Source organism: Pseudomonas sp. MAFF 730105 (genome assembly GCF_055380705.1).
On sequence record NZ_AP018438.1, the window covers coordinates 175719 to 193165 of the forward strand.

General features: G+C 61.2%; 13 protein-coding genes. 6 read left to right on the forward strand and 7 right to left on the reverse strand.

Annotated features, from left to right (window positions below; all coding sequences use genetic code 11):
* Positions 1-5: 5 nt before the first annotated feature.
* The 3 genes from PCOSP_RS00835 to PCOSP_RS00845 are packed head-to-tail and all read left to right on the forward strand — an operon-like array spanning position 6 to position 4101.
* Positions 6-1370: a cytochrome C gene (locus PCOSP_RS00835; RefSeq protein ID WP_139650293.1), complete on the forward strand. Its 1365-nt coding sequence runs from the start codon at positions 6-8 to the stop codon at positions 1368-1370.
* Positions 1367-1885 carry a sorbitol dehydrogenase gene (locus tag PCOSP_RS00840; RefSeq protein WP_175386633.1) on the forward strand — a complete coding sequence of 173 codons (519 nt, stop codon included), beginning with the start codon at positions 1367-1369 and terminating at the stop codon, positions 1883-1885. The genes PCOSP_RS00835 and PCOSP_RS00840 overlap by 4 nt, the downstream gene beginning before the upstream one ends.
* Positions 1882-4101 carry a GMC family oxidoreductase gene (locus PCOSP_RS00845; protein ID WP_139650297.1) on the forward strand — a complete coding sequence of 740 codons (2220 nt, stop codon included), beginning with the start codon at positions 1882-1884 and terminating at the stop codon, positions 4099-4101. The genes PCOSP_RS00840 and PCOSP_RS00845 overlap by 4 nt, the downstream gene beginning before the upstream one ends.
* 137 nt (positions 4102-4238) lie before the next feature.
* Here PCOSP_RS00845 and PCOSP_RS00850 read toward each other — a convergent pair whose 3' ends face one another.
* Positions 4239-4763, reverse strand: coding sequence for an Mpo1 family 2-hydroxy fatty acid dioxygenase (locus PCOSP_RS00850; protein WP_464710086.1), 525 nt, complete (start codon positions 4761-4763; stop codon positions 4239-4241).
* An 85-nt stretch (positions 4764-4848) separates the two neighbouring features.
* Here PCOSP_RS00850 and PCOSP_RS00855 point away from each other — a divergent pair, with 85 nt between their 5' ends.
* Complete coding sequence (locus tag PCOSP_RS00855) at positions 4849-5535, forward strand: Crp/Fnr family transcriptional regulator (protein WP_139650301.1); 687 nt, start codon at positions 4849-4851, stop codon at positions 5533-5535.
* Between the two features lie 112 nt (positions 5536-5647).
* Here the strand turns inward: PCOSP_RS00855 and PCOSP_RS00860 are convergent, their stop codons facing one another.
* Positions 5648-6652 carry an AraC family transcriptional regulator gene (locus tag PCOSP_RS00860; RefSeq protein ID WP_464710088.1) on the reverse strand — a complete coding sequence of 335 codons (1005 nt, stop codon included), beginning with the start codon at positions 6650-6652 and terminating at the stop codon, positions 5648-5650.
* 100 nt (positions 6653-6752) lie between these two features.
* On the opposite strand from PCOSP_RS00860, the gene PCOSP_RS00865 reads away from it, so the two are divergent.
* Complete coding sequence (locus PCOSP_RS00865) at positions 6753-7826, forward strand: fatty acid desaturase (RefSeq protein WP_464710089.1); 1074 nt, start codon at positions 6753-6755, stop codon at positions 7824-7826.
* Positions 7827-8119: 293 nt separating this feature from the next.
* The gene (locus PCOSP_RS00870; RefSeq protein WP_139650307.1) at positions 8120-10000 is read left to right on the forward strand and encodes a methyl-accepting chemotaxis protein; all 1881 of its coding nucleotides are present in this window, start codon (positions 8120-8122) and stop codon (positions 9998-10000) included.
* Positions 10001-10156: 156 nt separating this feature from the next.
* Here the strand turns inward: PCOSP_RS00870 and PCOSP_RS00875 are convergent, their stop codons facing one another.
* From PCOSP_RS00875 to PCOSP_RS00895, 5 genes are all read right to left on the reverse strand, one after another.
* A complete protein-coding gene (locus tag PCOSP_RS00875; protein WP_139650309.1) occupies positions 10157-10621 on the reverse strand; it encodes an SRPBCC family protein in 465 nt (154 codons plus the stop codon).
* Positions 10622-10652: 31 nt separating this feature from the next.
* Complete coding sequence (locus tag PCOSP_RS00880) at positions 10653-14189, reverse strand: amino acid adenylation domain-containing protein (RefSeq protein ID WP_464710090.1); 3537 nt, start codon at positions 14187-14189, stop codon at positions 10653-10655.
* A 10-nt stretch (positions 14190-14199) separates the two neighbouring features.
* A complete protein-coding gene (locus tag PCOSP_RS00885; protein WP_464710091.1) occupies positions 14200-15132 on the reverse strand; it encodes a diiron oxygenase in 933 nt (310 codons plus the stop codon).
* Positions 15129-15905: a DUF3050 domain-containing protein gene (locus tag PCOSP_RS00890; protein WP_464710092.1), complete on the reverse strand. Its 777-nt coding sequence runs from the start codon at positions 15903-15905 to the stop codon at positions 15129-15131. The genes PCOSP_RS00885 and PCOSP_RS00890 overlap by 4 nt, the downstream gene beginning before the upstream one ends.
* 686 nt (positions 15906-16591) lie before the next feature.
* Positions 16592-17281, reverse strand: coding sequence for a GntR family transcriptional regulator (locus PCOSP_RS00895; protein ID WP_464710094.1), 690 nt, complete (start codon positions 17279-17281; stop codon positions 16592-16594).
* Positions 17282-17447 lie beyond the last annotated feature (166 nt).

Sequence of the window (17447 nt, forward strand, 5' to 3'; positions counted from 1 at the left end):
CAAGCATGAGAATGGAAGTCAGTCGGCATGGCCCGCTGGGCTGTGCCTTGTTGAGCGTTTTGCTGTGCCCGTTCGCCAGCGCCGACCCCTCGTTGTCGCCGCAAATACCCTTCGATGTCACGGCCACCCAGCCTGTCTCCCTGTCCAGCCTGCAAGGTAATTTCGATGACCTGTCGTGGCAGACCTTCATCGCCCTGAACTGGCCGGCGCTGGACAACGGCAATCCCAATACCGGTACCACCATCGGCCAGCAGGACGGGGCCACGGTCTGGGAAAGCTGGAAAGAGAGTTACCAGATTTTCCGCGCCAAGGGCCAGGCCCCCTTGCCCTGGGATGCGCCTGCGACGCTTCCCGAAGTGTGCAAGCAGCTCAAGCCCGGGCGGTTGCTGCAGCAGATGGGCAAGGTCCCCGACATGCTGGATGAGTTTATCCAGCCCTTCGATAGCGGCCCGCTGGTGGATCAGAATGGCGTGTATACGCGCAACGAAATCGTGGTCAACCAATCCATGTTCAACGGGATCGTCGACAACGGTCTGTATAGCATCGAAGGCCAGCAGAAATTCTTTGCCGCGAACAAGACCAACACCGTGGCGTTCAGCTGTGGCTCCAACGACACGAGCCAGGTCGGTTCGGTGATGGTGAAGGCATCCTGGAAGGTGCTGGGCGCCAACGACCGGCCCCAGGATTTCCACACGGTCGATGCACTGGTCTATACGCCGGGCAACAGTGACCCAAGCCATGGGCCGATTGTCGAGGAGTCGTGCGCGTCCCAGTCGGTCGGTCTGGTGGGCCTGCACATCGTTCATAAGACCGCCAGCGCACCGCAGTGGGTCTGGTCGACCTTCGAGCATGTGAACAACGTGCCGGAACAATCCACCCCGGTGGCGCAGCGCAAAGGCCCGTACCTGTTCTACAACGCCGCCAGCACCAATGCGATCAACCAGCCTCCGCCACGACCATGGAACCCGGCCGTCAAGGCGACGCCCTCGCAGATCGTGCGCGAAGTACCGCTGACCGGACCTACCAATGCCCTGAACGCCAAATATCAGGGCCTGTTGCGCACGGTCAACCCGCAGAGCGTCTGGGCCAACTATCAGTTGATCAGCACCCAGTGGCCGAGCGCCGCGCCGCCACCGAACTGCCAGATTTCGGCGGCCAACCCGCTGGGCAATCCCGCGCCCCCGTTCCTGGCCAATGCCACGCTGGAAACCTACATCCAGGGCACCACGCCCCAGGCGTCTTCCAGTTGCATGGCTTGTCATGGCAACGCCGCCACTCATGTCACCGAATCTCCGCGTACCAGCTTTGCGGACTTCACCTATTTGCTCGAACGCGCGCAGTCCACTTCCGGACAAGGAGCCAAACAATGAGCACTGACCTGGACAATTTCGTCGGCCTGTCATCGGCCCTGACCGGTATCCCCATCGCGCGCCTGGCGCCACAGCTCGACCCGATAGGTCTGCCTCCGCTCTTTCTCGATTACGTCACCCCACGCATCACTACCGATGTGCTCAACCCGTTGCTGGCGCAGTACGCCACGTTGGCGGCCGACAACGTGCCCCCGGACAAGATCGCCCAGCAGGTGCTGGTCACCACGCAACCGACCCCCAACTCCGTGCTGGCGGCGCGTTCAATCATGAAGCTCTGGTTCCTGGGTGTCTGGTACCAACCGTATGACGCGGGGAATTACAAAAAGGGTGACTCGGCGGTGGTGTCCGATCAGGCCTACATCAACGGCTGGTCCTGGAAAATCGCCCAGGCTCACCCCATGGGCTACAGCGAATCCTTCTTCGGCTACTGGAACGAACAGCCGTCGAGCCTTGAGGACTTGACCGGCGTACCCGCCACCGCGTCCTCCAATGCACAACAAGGAGACCGGTCATGAGTACTGAACAAGCCGAAGTGGTGATCGTTGGCGCTGGACTGGCCGGTAGCATCGTTGCCTATCAACTGGCCATGGCCGGGGTGGAGGTACTGGTACTCGAGTCGGGGCCGGAGATCCCGGTCAATCGGGCTCAATACCTGGAGCGGTTCTACACGACCACGCTGAAAACCCCGGAATCGCCCTATCCACCGGTCACCAGCCTGGACCCGCCCCGTGACCCTGCCGGGCAAAACGCCCCGCGTGCGACCATCGCCGACCTGATCCTGGGCTGGGACAATCCAAAGGTCAGTTATCTGGTGCAGAAAGGCCCGATGCCTTTCACCAGTACCTATGAGCGAGTGGGCGGCGGGACCACCTGGCACTGGGTCGGAACGAGCCTGCGCATGGTGCCGAACGATTTTCGCCTGAAATCCTTGTACAACGTCGGAGTGGACTGGCCCATTGGCTACGACGATCTGCAAAGCGCCTACTGCCGGGCCGAGGCGGAAATCGGCGTCTCGGCCAACGTCGCCGACCAGGCGTACCTGGGCATTACCTTTCCCGAAGGCTACGCCTTTCCGATGCACAGCATTCCGTTGTCGCTGGTCGATGGCAGTTTTGTCACGGCGGTGACAGGGCAGACCTTCGATGGCTTGCCGTTGGTGGTCAGTCCGACGCCCGCTGGGCGTAACTCCCAGCCCTATGCGGGGCGCCGGGTGTGTGCCGGCAATACCAATTGCACCCCGATCTGTCCGATCCAGGCCAAGTACGACGCCACCGTGACGATGACCAAGGCCCTGGCCACCGGCAAGGTCAAGGTGCTGTACCGAACCGTGGCGAGCAAAGTGACCGTGGGCGCGGACAACAATGTCAGCGGAGTGGAGTTCATGCAGTATCAATTGGGTGACGGACCGGTCACCGGCACTGGCGTGGCCCTCGGCCAACGTTATGTGATCGCCGCCCATGCCATCGAAACCCCCAAGCTGTTGCTCAACTCCGCCACGCCCGCCTGGCCCAAGGGCGTGGCCAACAGCAGCGGTCAGGTGGGACGCAGCCTGGCCGATCACCCGATCTACCTGGCGTGGGGCCTGATGCCTGAGGGCAAGGCGATTTTTCCGTACCGCGGACCCCTGTCCACCGCGGGTATCGAGAGCTTGCGCGACGGTGCCTTCCGCAGCCAACGAGCGGCGTGGCGCATTGAAATCGGCAACGAGGGCTGGAACTGGCCGGCCAACGATCCTTACGACACGGTGGCCGACTTCATCGACGGCACGAACAACAACCGCGTCAACCCGCTGTCGTCGAATCAGGACCCCAAAGCCCCTACCGAAGCGCTTTATGGAACAGCGCTGGTGCAAAAACTCAACGACATTTTCATCCGGCAGTTCCGCATCGCGTTCCTGGTGGAGCAGGTGGAAGATGATCCCGATAACGCCAAGTGCTACATCGTGCCGTCGACCGAGTACAAGGACCGCCTCGGTATTCCCCGGCCGGAAATCCACTATGAATTGTCCAAGTACACCCAAAAGGGGTTCCTGGAGGCAAAACGGCTGGCTACTCACATTATCAAGGACCTGCTCGGTGCCGTAGAGCTGACCAAGCCTCTTACGCCGGGGACATTCACTTACGGGAACGAATCTATGAGCTTCCAGGGTGCCGGTCACTTGATGGGCACCTATCGCATGGGCAGTGACCCGGCCAAATCGGTGGTCGACAAGGACCAGCGCAGTTGGGATCACAAGAACCTGTTCCTGGTGGGCGATGGTGTTTTCCCCAGCAGCGGGACCTCGAATCCGAGCCTGACCATCGCGGCGTTGTCGTTCCAGGCCGGGGATACCGTGGCCAACGACCTGAGGGCGGTGACGATGAAGGTCCAATCCAACGTCGCCTGGCAGGGCACCGGTGTGCAGGTCAACGGTTTGGTGCCGCGCCTGGTTCGCTACGTCAGCGGGCTATGGTGTGCCAGCCCGCAGGGCGGCAATGTCGATGGGAAGGGTGGTTCGAGGCACATCGACTACAGCAGCTATGCCTTGCCCGGTGCTGCCGAAGGTGCCTTGGTTGGTCGCGTGGGAGACAGTGGCACGCCGTTCCTGGTGGGGGATCTGGCGCAAGTGCCGGGCAACCAGCAAGGGGAGCTGCAACTGTGCATCAATGATGACCTGACCGGGAAATACGGGGCTGGCTTGAGCGATAACACCGGCGCGCTGACCATCCGGGTCGAGTTCGGTGCGCTGTAACGCTTGACCGCTAAGGTCTGGCACTTGTGGGAGCGAGCCCTGCTCGCGATTGCGCCCTGTCAGTCAATAGTGTGTTGACTGACCCACCGCTATCGCGAGCAGGCTCGCTCCCACAGATTCCGGCTGATTTCTTGGATTCAGGCGGCCGAGCGCTGGTTGCGCAAGGCCACCGGGCCGACGCGTTCCTCAATGGCCTGCTTCAGTTCACCACGAAGTCCCAGTAGGAATCCTGCCTCGACCACCACGAACAACGGCCCGATGATCAACCCGGTCAGGTCATCGACGAATGCCGGTTTACGGCCTTCGTAATAGTGACCGACGAACTGGATCGCCCAGCCCACCACGAACATCCCCAGGCCACTGCCCAGCCACACCGCTGTGCCTTGCGCGGCCAACACCTGTCCTAGCCACACGGCCAGGCCCAACAGTACCGTCATCAGCACACCCAGGCGCAACTCCAGGCGCAGGTAGAACCAGGCACTGGCCGCCGCGACCAGCAACGCCGGTGACAGCAGCAGCGCGCCCATTGGCCAGCCCGGTCGTGACAACAGCACGGCGACCGCGACGAAAATCAGCGGAATGCCAATGAAATGGCTGGCGATGTTGCGCGGATCGCGGTGATAGGCGGCGTATTGACTGAGATGATCGACGAGGCTTTTCATTGTTGTTCCTCCTGAGGTGATGCCTGCATGATGCCCAGGTCTCATAAGGTGTTCTGTCAGTTAGCCGACACTTCCCGGAGTTTTCATGAATTCGCAGCCCTGGCACTCGCACCTGATGGCTGGCCACTGGTACAGCCATCTGCCCATTGAACTGCAGGATAGCCTGCTGGGCATGTCACGGCTGCGTCGACTGTCGCCGGGGCAGCGGCTGTTCCAGCGCGGCGATCCGCCGTGTGGCCTGTACGCGGTGCTGGAAGGCGCGGTGCGGGTCGGTTCGGTGAACGAGCAAGGCAAGGAAGCGTTGCTGAGCGTGGTGGAGGCGCCTCACTGGTTTGGTGAAATCTGTCTGTTCGATGGCCAGCCGCGTACCCATGACGCGGTCATCGTGGGGCAATGCACGCTGCTGCACCTGCCCCAGGCGACGTTGCTGGCCTTCCTGGAACAGCACCCGGCCTACTGGCGGCATCTCGCGCTGCTGATGAGCCACAAACTGCGCCTGGCTTTCATCAACCTCGAACAACTGAGCTTGATGCCTGCCCCGGCCCGCGTTGCCCATCGCTTGCTGCTGATCGCCGAAGGCTACGGCGAAATCGAATCGGCGCGACAGGTCCTGCAACTGTCCCAGGAACAACTGGCGCTGATGCTCTCGCTGTCACGTCAGACCACCAACCAGATCCTCAAGGACTTGCAGGCCCAAGGCATCCTGCACCTCGGTTATGGCGAGATCGAGATCCTTGATATGGGGCGGTTGCGGGAGATGACACTGGTCTGAGAGCGGTATCGACTGATCCATCGCTTTCGCGAGCAGGCTCGCTCCCACATTGGGTCTGTGTTGGCCGTGCATCCCTGTGGGAGCGAGCCTGCTCGCGATGAGGCCAGCCCTGCTAGCGCAGCCCCTCCCGAAACTGCCCCGGCGTCATCCCGGTCCAGCGCTTGAATGCGCGGCTGAAGCTGCTGGCGTCGGCAAAGCCCAGCAGGTAGCCGACTTCACTCAACGAGCATTGGGGGTCGCGCAGGTGCAGCAGCGCCAGGTTTTCCCGGCACTCGTTGAGCAACGCATCGAAGCGGCAGCCTTCGTCGGCCAGGTGCCGTTGCAGGCTGCGCAGGCTCAGGTGCATGGCTTGGGCGATGCGTTCGGCGCTGGGTTCACCTTCGGGTAATTGGGCCTCGATGGCTGCACGCACCTTGCGCTCCCAGGTCAACGGCTGGAGGTGGGCGAGGGTGCGCTTGAGCACCGTTTCATTGTGTTCGGCCAGTTCCGGGTTGGCGTCGTCCAGGTGGCTGTCGAAGTCGGCGAGGCTGAACTCCAGGCAATCCTGTTCGGCGGCGAAATGCACCGGCGAACGGAACGCTTTATGCCACGGCGCAGGGTCCGCCGGCTCAGGGCGTCGCAGGTACACCGCCAACGGTGCGTAGTCGCGACCCAGGCGGTTACGGCAGGTGCGCACGTAAATCGAGGCGAACGCGTCGATGGCTTCGAAAGCGGGCACGGGGTGGCCCTGGGGCAAATCAAGGGTAAAGCGGTAACGGTCCTCGCAGCGGCTCAGTTGCAGCGTCAGCGCGTCGCTGACCACCGGGTGATAGCGCACGATGCGCTCGAACACTTCCCGCAGGCTGCCGCTGGCCACCAGGGCGTAACCCAAGGCGTGAAACGTCGTGGGGCTGACGAAGCGCGATACCCGCAGGCCGATGGCCGGATCACCGCTGGTTTGCACTGCCAGGGCCCATAAGCGGGTGGTGGCTGAAAGCGGGTAGCGAGCGTTCGGATCGTCCATCAGCTGTGGGTCAAGCCCGGCTTCGATGCACAGGGCATGGCCATCCAGGCCCAACGCATCGAGCTGTTTGCGCAGGGCGCGGGTCCAGCTGGCGAGGGTGGTCGGTTCAGTCATGGCGATTGGCGCTTGCGGTCAACAGGTTGGCGTCTACGGCTACCACCCGGCGGTTCAAGGCTCGTCAGGATGAGCACATCTTTAACAGAGGATTTAAGCCATGCATGGCCGTAGCGCAAGTCCCGAGCGATTGAATGCACAACAACGATCCGCCCATATTCGCCAGGTGGTATTGGCCCATGGAGAAGAGTTGCGCCGACGCTACCCGATCCTGCTCCATCAGGATGCCTTGGGGGCGGGCATTCTGGCGTTCGCCCTGGCGGGGATGATCGGATCGGCACTGCTTTACATCAACGGCCATCTGGCTGGCTGGGCGTGCCTGCTGCTCAACGCTTTTTTCGCCTCGTTGACCCACGAATTGGAGCACGACCTGATCCACAGCATGTATTTTCGCAAGCAACGCCTGCCCCACAATCTGATGATGGGATTGGTGTGGCTGGCGCGGCCGAGCACTATCAACCCGTGGATCCGCCGTCACCTGCACCTCAATCACCACAAGATGTCCGGCACCGAGGCCGACCTGGAAGAACGGGCCATCACCAACGGCGAGCCGTGGGGGCTGGCGCGGTTGCTGATGGTCGGTGACAACGTGATGTCGGCCCTCATCCGTCTGCTGCGGGCCAGGACCTGGGCGCACAAGCGCAACATCCTCAAACGCACGCTGAAGGTGTATTTCCCGCTGGCACTGCTGCACTGGGGGGCCTGGTACGTGTTTCTCGGTTTCCATGGGGCCAATGGCGTCGCGAGCCTGTTGGGTACATCGATTGACTGGTCGGCGGACACCCTGGCGATGATGCACGTGATCGATATCGCGGCGGTGGTGATCATCGGTCCAAACGTGTTGCGCACCTTTTGCCTGCACTTCATCAGTTCCAACATGCATTACTACGGCGACGTCGAACCTGGCAATGTCATCCAGCAAACCCAGGTGCTCAACCCGTGGTGGCTATGGCCGTTGCAGGCGTTCTGCTTCAACTTCGGCAGCAGCCACGGGATCCATCATTTTGCGGTGAAGGAGCCGTTCTACATCCGTCAGCTGACGGTGCCGGTGGCACACAAGGTGATGCGCGAGATGGGTGTGCGGTTCAATGACTTCGGCACCTTTGGCCGGGCGAACCGGTTTGTAGGCGAGGATAAACCGAGGCAGGAAGCGGTGAGTGCTGTTCAGGGTTGAGGAGGCTTTTTTCACACGTCGTCGATAGACCCATGGTCCGTGGCGAGGGAGCAATTCCCTTTGCCACTGAGGTCGCGCCCGTTGGCCATGCAGCAGCCCTGGCGAGCGGGTGCATAACGACTACGCTCATCCTCTCGTCGGGCCATCCCAAAAAAACCTAATTTTTTCCCGGGGCTTGCCGAAAGACTGATATGCGTGCACCAAAGTGGAGCAGACCACAAGTCCTGCCCGCGCTGGCATGTGAACGTTGCAACCGGAATGCACCCCCACTCCCTGCATAAGAAGCCTCTTCGATGAATTTGAAATTCAGCCATAAAATCCTTCTAGCCGCCTCTGGTGTGGTAGTTCTGGCTTTTGCCCTGTTCACCCTCTACAACGATTATTTGCAGCGCAACACCATCGGCCGCAGCCTTGAGTCCTCTATCGAACAATCTGGTGACCTGACGGCCAGCAGCGTCCAGAACTGGATGAGCGGTCGCATCCTGGTACTGGAAAACCTGGCGCAGAACATCGCACACCAGGGGGCTACCGCCGATCTGGCGGGGCTGGTGGACCAGCCGGCGCTGACATCGAATTTCCAGTTCACCTACGTGGGCCAGGCCAACGGTGTCTTCACCCAGCGCCCCGACGCAAAAATGCCCGACGGCTACGACCCGCGCCAGCGCCCTTGGTACAAACAGGCGGTGACCGCCGATAAAACCATGCTGACTCCGCCTTATTCGGCCGCCGTCGGCGGGCTGGTGGTGACCATTGCCCTGCCGGTGAAGAAAAGCGGCGAATTGCTGGGTGTGGTGGGCGGCGACCTGAGCCTCGATACCCTGGTGAAAATCATCAACTCGGTGGACTTCGGTGGCATCGGCCATGCCTTCCTGGTCAGCGGTGACGGTCAGGTGATCGTCAGCCCGGACAAGGACCAGGTAATGAAGAACCTCAAGGACATCTATCCCGGCACGCCTGTGCGCATTGGCAAAGGTATCCAGGACGTCGAGTTGAACGGGCAGGATCGTATTCTGTCGTTCACCCCGGTGACCGGCCTGCCGGGCGCCGAGTGGTACATTGGCCTGTCGATCGACAAGGCCAAGGCCTATGCGCCGCTGAGCCAGTTCCGTACCTCCGCGCTGATTGCAATGTTCGTCGCGGTCGCGGCCATCGCGTTGCTGCTGAGCCTGCTGATTCAGGTACTGATGCGTCCGTTGACCACCATGGGCCGTGCCATGCACGACATTGCCCAGGGCGAAGGCGACCTGACCCGGCGTCTGGCCGTACAAGGCAAGGACGAGTTCGCGGTATTGGGGGGCTCGTTCAACCAGTTCGTTGAGCGGATCCACGCCTCGATTTCCGAAGTGTCTTCCGCCACCCGCCAGGTGCACGACCTGTCGCAGCGCGTGATGACGTCGTCCAACGCTTCGCTCGTCGGTTCGGATGAACAGAGCGCCCGCACCAACAGCGTGGCGGCGGCCATCAACCAGTTGGGCGCTGCGACCCAGGAAATCGCCCGCAATGCCGCCGACGCCTCGCAACAGGCCAGTGGTGCCAGCGAACAGGCCGATGACGGTCGTCAGGTGGTGGAAAAAACCATTCAGGCCATGACCGAGCTGTCGCAGAAAATCAGCCTTTCGTGCACCCAGATCGAAACCCTGAACGCCAGCACCGACAACATCGGGCACATCCTGGACGTGATCAAGGGCATTTCCCAGCAAACCAACCTGCTGGCCTTGAACGCCGCCATCGAAGCGGCCCGTGCCGGTGAGGCGGGGCGTGGTTTTGCGGTGGTGGCCGATGAAGTACGCAACCTGGCGCACCGTACCCAGGAATCGGCGGAAGAAATCCACAAGATGATCACCTCGCTTCAGGTCGGCTCCCGTGAAGCGGTCACGACGATGAACGCCAGCCAGGTTTCCAGCGAAGAGAGTGTGGAAGTTGCCAACCAGGCCGGTCTGCGGCTGGTCAGCGTGACGCAGCGTATCGGTGAAATCGATGGCATGAACCAGTCGGTGGCCGCCGCGACCGAAGAACAGACCGCCGTGGTGGAAACCCTCAACATGGACGTCAGCCATATCAACCTGCTGAACCAGCAAAGCGTGGCCAACCTCAATGAAACCCTGAAGGACTGCGATGCCTTGTCCCAACAGGCCAATCGGCTGAAGCAGTTGGTGGACAGCTTCAAGATCTGACCCAGTCCTGTGGGAGCGGGGGGTGGGTTCGTATATTGCGGTTAGTCAGGAACCAGTGTGGGAGCGAGCCTGCTCGCGATGACGGCGGCACAGTCGACATCATCGCTAGCTGACCCAGCGCTATCGCGAGCAGGCTCGCTCCCACAGTGGCATTACCTAGGCGAACATCTTCCGCACATTCCCCATGGCCTCATCGGCAAAGCCTTGCAGGAAATCCCTGAACCCCGACGGCGAATGGGCTTCGGTGTGGTCGGCGATGATGGTCCAGGTGGCGCGGCAGCGGTTGTTCGCCATTGGCTCGACGCGCATGGCGGCCCACAGGTTGTCGATGCCCAGGGTGTTGTAGATCAGTGTCCAGGTCATGTGCATGGCCTGGTCGTCACGGCTGTTGAGCTGTTCCACCACCAGGTTCTGCCCGTCGACAAAGAACTTCTTGCGCAGGGATCTCACCCCCTCGCCGGTCATTTCGATGCGCTCGAGCGCCGGGATGAAACGATTGAAACCGCCAAAATCGCCCACCAGTTCCCAGACCTTTGCCGCGTCCGCCGTCACCTCCACTGAGGTTTCGACTTGGCAGGCGTGAGGGTTCCTGATCAGGGTATCGGGTTGAAATGCATTCATGGTCTTGCTCCTTGCTTCGGGTTGGATGGCTTCAGATGAAGTCGATGGCTTTGAGGTAGTCGGCACCGCGCCGCAGCAGCGCCGGGGATTTTTCCGGGTAGCGGGCCCCCATCTGCCGCACCCCGGTCCGAGCGTTGTCATGGCGGATCATCGAGATGTCGCCGATGTCTTCTTCGAAGCCGTTGAGGTAGAACCCCAGCACGCCGAACAGCGCGTTGTCGGCATCGACCCGGCCCAGTTGCCGCTGCCAGTCCGCGACGCTCACCAGGGAAAACTCCCGGCCGCTCTCGCGGAACGACGCCACGTAGGCGTCCCAGCTCAAAGGCTCGGGGTTGTGCAGGTTGAACACCGCTTGCGTCGGCTGGTAGCGGCTGGCGTGGAAGGCGATGAAGCGGGCCAGGAAATCCACCGGCATCAGGTCGAAGTTGAGTGACAGATCCGGCACCTGGCCCAGCTGGATCGAGCCCTTGAGCATCAGCATCAAGCGATTCTTGTGGGGCTGGCAGACCCCCGTCAGGCTGTTGAAACTGATGTTGCCTGGACGGAACAGGTTGACCCGCACCCCGCGATCCCGCGCCCGCTGCAGGATCCGTTCGCCGACCCATTTGGACAGGTTGTAACCGTTCTTGATGTAGATCGGTGGCGTCGGTGCGGCGGGTTGCTCCAGTACCTGGCCGTCGGCGCCCAGGGCACTGGAGGCCGAAAGCGTGGAGACGAAGTTGAAGATCTTCTTGCTGCGGCCTTCACACAGGCGCAGGCATTCGAAGATCGGCTCCACGTTGTCCCGCGCCAGGGACTCGTAGTCGAGCACGTGGTTGACGTGGGCGGCGTTGTGCACCAGGGCACCAAAGGTTCGGTCGATACGGGCATAGACATCGTCCGGCAGACCCAACTGCGGTTGGGTGATGTCGGCGGCATAGACACTGACCCGGCTCAGGTCCAGATGAGTCAGGCGATTGTCCTGCAGGGCCTGAGAAAAGCGTTCTGCCGCGCTTTGTCCGGCAGACGCGCGCACCAGACAGGCGACTTCGGTGGCGCCCCAGGCCAGCAACGCCTCGACAATGTGCACCCCGAGAAAGCTGTTGGCGCCGGTCACCACCACTTTATGCACGTCACCGCATTGACTGATGGGCAGTGGATCGATGTTGAGTTCCGCCTCGGCATCGATGAAGGCCTGGGGACTGAGCACCGATGTGTCGCTTTGTTCAGGGCTGTCGAGCAGTTTCGCCAAGGTCATCAGCGTCGGTGCCTCGATGAAGCGATTGATCGACAGGCTGCGCCCGAAGGTCTGGCGAATGCTCAGCAGCAGTTGCGACAGCAGGATCGAATGCCCGCCCAGGTTGAAGAAACTCTCGTCGGTGGCAATGTCTTCGGCCGGCAGCTCCAGCAGCTCGGCCCACAATTGCTGCAACTGGGTTTCCAGCGGGTTTTGCGGCTGGCGTCGTTGGCCACTGACCTGAACCTGCACCGACAGGGCGAGCAAGGCGCGGCGATCGACCTTGCCGTTGCTGGTGTAGGGCAGGCTGGGCAGCTCGATGAAGGCGCCAGGGTGCATGTAGCTGGGCAACGTGTCCTGCACATGCTCGCGCAGCGCCTGGAGGGCGGTGCCGGGCCGGTCTTCTCGAGGATGGACCAGGAACGCCAGGATCCGTCGACGCTCGTCCACACCCACGGCCACCTGGCGGTACAACTGGCTTTCCCGCAGGCAATGTTCGATTTCCTCGGGTTCGACCCGAAAGCCCCGGACCTTCACCTGATTGTCGCGCCGGCCGCACAGTTCGATGCCGTTGTCGCTCCACTGGCCGATATCGCCGGTGCGATAGACCCTCAGCTTCTGTCCACCGGGCAGGGTCAGGTCAAGATACCGCGAGGCGGTCAGGGTCGGGTCGTGCAGATACCCCAGGCCGACGCCCGGCCCGGCGATGTAGAGCTCGCCGGGTACGCCTTGGGGCACCGGTTGCAGCTGCTCATCGAGGATCAGTACCCGAGCGTTGGCGATGGGTACGCCGAGGTTGCGGTTGTTATCACCCACGCCAAACTGCCGCGTGGTGGCAAGCACGGTTGTTTCGGTCGGGCCATAGATGTTGTGGAAGCGGCACTGGGGCGCGAGTCGCTCGATCACGAACGGCTCGCAGACATCCCCACCGGTGATCAAGTGCGCCAGGCCCAGGGGGGCCTCCAGCGGCAGCACGCTCAGCAGCGCAGGCGGTAGAAAGGCGTGGCTGACGCGCTGCGCGTGAATCAACGCCACCAGTTGCTGCGGATCGCGGCGCTGGTCTTCGCTGGGCACTACCAGCAATGCACCCTGGATGAAGGTCGGGAGGATATCCAGCAGCGACGCATCGAAGTTGATGGTGGAGAACTGCAACGCCCGACTGTCGCGCTGCAACCCGACGTAATCGCTGTACCAGGCACAGAAATGACTGAGGTTGCGATGACTGAGCAGCACGCCTTTGGGTTGGCCGGTGGTGCCGGAGGTGTAGATCGCCACGGCCGGTTCGTCGATGTCCACCGGACGGCGGATCAGCGAGACGGGGATGCCCGGCTTGAGCGCTGGCAGCCGATGCACGTTCAGCGCGGGCACCGGCAGATCGCCCAGGTCGCTGTCGCCATCGTGCAGCAGCAGGTCGGCCTTGGCGTTTTCCAGGATGAAGCGTCGACGCTGCACGGGGTGTTGCGGGTCCAGCGGCAGGTACACCGCGCCACAGCCCAGAACGGCCAGGATCGCTGCATATAACGGCGCGGATTTAGACAGGCACACCGCAATCACCATTTGAGAGCTAGGCTTGTGGGTGCAAGGCCTGTGGGAGCAAGGCTTGCCCGCGATGAACGATGACTCGGTCTGGTTGGGTACCGCTGTGTCTGTATCGCAGGCAAGCCTTGTCTCCACAGGTTTTGCTTCCACAGATTCTGCCTGCCCCAGCCGGTCCAGCATGGCCTGCTGCAACCTCAGCGACTGGGTGCGCAAGGTTTTGTAGTCGGTGAGCTGGCCTTCGACCCACAACGCCGGTTGCACCGCATCATCGAGCATGCGCTGTTCGATGCCGTGCATCACCGGCACTTCGGCGGCGGCCAGCAGCCAGGGCACTGGCCGCCGGTTGAGGCCATGCTCGAAAGCCAGCACGTCCAGCGCATCGAGCCCCTGTAAAGGGTGTTCGGCAGCGTCGGCCTGCACCGTCGGCCAGTGATCGAGGCCGGTGTCATCCCGGGATAATTGGCTGACCAGCTGCGCGCCGATCTCAACCACCACTGCCAGGGCCTGCAGTCGCAAGGACTGACCATTGCCGCTTTGCGCAGCTATCACCTCCTGGCATAACAGCCGCTGCGCACCGTCGCGAAAAATAATGATCGGTTGTGGCAATGCTTCGCCGGGTACCGTTCGCAGCGCTACACGCACCTCAAGGCGTGAGCGGGCTTCAATGGCGCACGGCGCCGTACCGTCGTCGATCAACAGGTCGACCGCCGGAGATTGAATCGTCACGACACCATGGCCGTGCAGTTCAAGTTCCTGGGTCAGTTCGGCCATGGCCCGGCTGGTGCCAGGCACTGCAATTTCGAGGCGTCTCATCGGCAGCTCCTCATGGGGTCAGGTAGTCGGCCAAGGCATCGCGCACGCAGGGGGAAGCGAGCATCGAACTGCTGCGGAAAAAGCGGGTGATGTTGCCCACCAGCGGATGAAAGCGATTGATGGGGTAGGTCAGCGCGCTGGCCTCTTCACGCAGCGACTGGCGCACCGATTCATCAACGGGCAGATGAGCGATCAGCTCGAAATCGAAGGCCTGCTGCAGATCGCTCGCTAGGTACTGGACGATGAAGCCGGGCATCAACCGGGCAATCGCTTCGTGGTCTTCTTCGGGGGCTGCACGCCAGTACATCTGCACCAGCCGCGTCCAGAAGCCCGAGTGTCGTCCCTCGTCCATCAGATGATCGGCCATCAGGCCTTTGATCGAAGCCTTGACCGAGTCGTCCCGGGCGAACGCCGCGACTTCGTTGGTCACAGTGTTTTCGGCGATCGCGATGCAGATCAGTTCCACGGCGCTTTGCAGATGTTCCGGCGCCTGGGCCAGCGTCGTCGGTATCGCGCGGCTGAGCTCGATCTGGGTCGGCAACGGAATCGGTTCGATGCCGGTCATGTCGATGGTCTGCTGCATGAAGTCCATCGCCACCAACGCGTGGTAATCCTCGTCCACCACCACGGTCATCGCGTCGTAGCGGCAGGCGAACGGGAACTCGATGCCGAAGCGATTCTTGGCGATGCGCCGGGCGGTGTGATCCACCAGTTCGGTCTCGAAGATCACGACGTCGTTGATGAACTTGTAGAGGCTCTGCACCAGTGCGTAATCGCGCAGCTGCGGGCAATGGCTGAGAAAGGTCTGGCTGTGCACCAGGGGCTGACGGCTCATGGGAAAGATCAGTTTGTCGTCATTTTCGACCCGGCGCCGTGGCCGGGTACGGATCGTGGCGCGGCTTTCCCAGGTGTCGGCGAAGGACTGGTACTGGATGGCGTTCATGGCGTCACCTGCGCGACCGGTTGGGTCATGCTCTGGCGCAGGCCATCCCACAGGGCCGCTCGACTGTGGACGGCGGCGAGCGCGGCGGACAGCACCTCGGTTTCGCGCTGCGGATCGCCGTCGATCAAGCGGGCCAGCAATTTTTCCGCAGCAGGGCCGTGGTCTTCGGAGTCGACCTCGATGTGCCGTTGCAGGTAGTACCGAAATGTCGGCGCCTGATCCAGGCCGATGCCCCAGGCATCCAGCATGCGTTGGAACATCTGCGGGATGACGCTCTCGCGACCATGCACGAATGCGGCTGCTACGCTGTGGGCTGGGGCATGCAGGGCGGTGTGCAGGGTCTGGCGAACGAACCGGGCCGCCGCGGGTTCAACCTCGACGCTATCCAAGGCGGTTTCGGGGCTGACGCCTTCCTGCTGCAGGGTGATGAATTGTTCAATCGCCCGGGTGTCCGCGCCGACTTCCCGCATGGCGTCCAGGTACAGCTCGAAATGGCTGCAATACCCGGTGCCGGGGCGATCGTCGGACTCTTCCCCCAGCACGATTTCATTGATCAGGCGTGCCGCATGCGGGTCGGCCGGTGGTAGCCAGGGTAGATGAACGCAGGTCAGCTCCCGTTGCAGCCGCTTGGTCAGCGACATGAAGTCCCACACGGCAAAAACGTGGCTTTCCATAAAGCGGCGTAGTAGATCGATTGATGTTATTTCAGAAAAAACAGGGTGTTGGCCAAGTTCGCGTTTCTTCAAAAAAAGTTGTTCTTTTGTTGGCTGCATTTGAACGTCCTCATCAATGATGTTTGTCCGGTAGGGTGCTCGTTGTTTTTAATAAGGCGAGCGGGTGCCTGAACCGAAATCCATGAATTACCCAAGTCATGCAAGTGTGTGCTGCTATTTCAGTTGTAAGGTCTGAATGCCTTGTTCTTTAAGCGCTTGAGGAAAAATTAAGTCATCGACAACAACTCGACGTAGAAAAAATTAATACACGAAACAAGTCCGCGGCAAGCGATTTTTTAATTATTTAAAGTTGTGGTTTTATTGGGCGTGAAGAGGCTTTATAAAACTTATAAGGTAAGTTTTATTTGGGCGAAGTTGCTCCTTCCGATGTATAACGATCAGAATCGATAGTTCGAGTGAATGCCTCACCCGGAGCACTTCAGGGAACAGGGAATAATGAAGTTCGTGTTTTATGGGCGGGGCGTCGGTCGGACACTCGATTCTCCCGCCGGTGGGCGACGCTCCTTGCGTGGTGGCTTCGATCCGCCTGGTATGTACCAGGCGCTGACTTCTTCAGGTCTTTTTTTGAATCGACAAACGCAAGAGTGAGCCCAAATCGACGGCAGTGCCATTGAACTGATGTGGCGGCGAGTCGCAGACGCGGCCAAGCCGCGTCGGGCGGGCGGGAAGACGGGTGGGAAGGATGTGTAAGAAAGTAATACGCCGGTTGGGTCGCCGGCGCGCGATCAGTTGGATGACTGTTCCAGATAGCGTCGAATAGTCACGCAGGCTTTTTCCAGATGACTCTCCAGCAAGGTTACCGCTGTATCGATGTCTTTGGTTCTTGCGGCCTCGAGCAGTGCGCGATGATCGTCCTGGGTCAGCTTGCCCAGCCCCATGGACGACAGATGAAAGCGCAGGAAGCGCTCCTCCTCATTGAGCTCGCGTTCGATCAGGTCCAACAACTTGCTATTGGGTGCCTTGTGATAAAGCGACATGTGGAACAGCCGATTGAGTTTGCCGATCTCGGCATGATCGGTTTGTGCTTCCAACTGTTCGATGTAATGGGCGGCCAGCGCCAGGTCGTCGGCATCGAGCAAAGGTACTGACAGGCGCAAGGCGAACGATTCCAGCACCGCGCGTAGCGCGTAGGTTTCGATGGCGTTATTGGTGATCAGCGGGGCGACCACGGCGCCTTTGTGTTGAACCACATTGAGCAGCGATTGCGCTTCGAGCTGGCGCAGCGCCTCGCGCACCGGCATGCGACTCACGCCGAACAGGTCAGCCAGTTCCTGCTGACGCAGGGCCGTGCCGCAGGGCAGGCGTCCGTCGAGGATCGCTTCGCGCAGAGCACTCTCGATGATCGAACGGGCCTGGGCAGCGGGGATGGGTCCGTTGACCTGGATAGTGCTTAACGGCTTGGGCTTCTTTGTCACGACCACGCACCCTGAATGAGGAATTGGATCCATGCCAACATTAGTGACAGATTACCAGCCCGTCAAAGTCTCACGGCCGGGGTTCATAAACTAAAGTGTTCCTGAACTAAAGTTTAGCGTGCCTTGGGTGATTGCATCCTGCCATTGTCTTTTGCCGGGTCAGGCT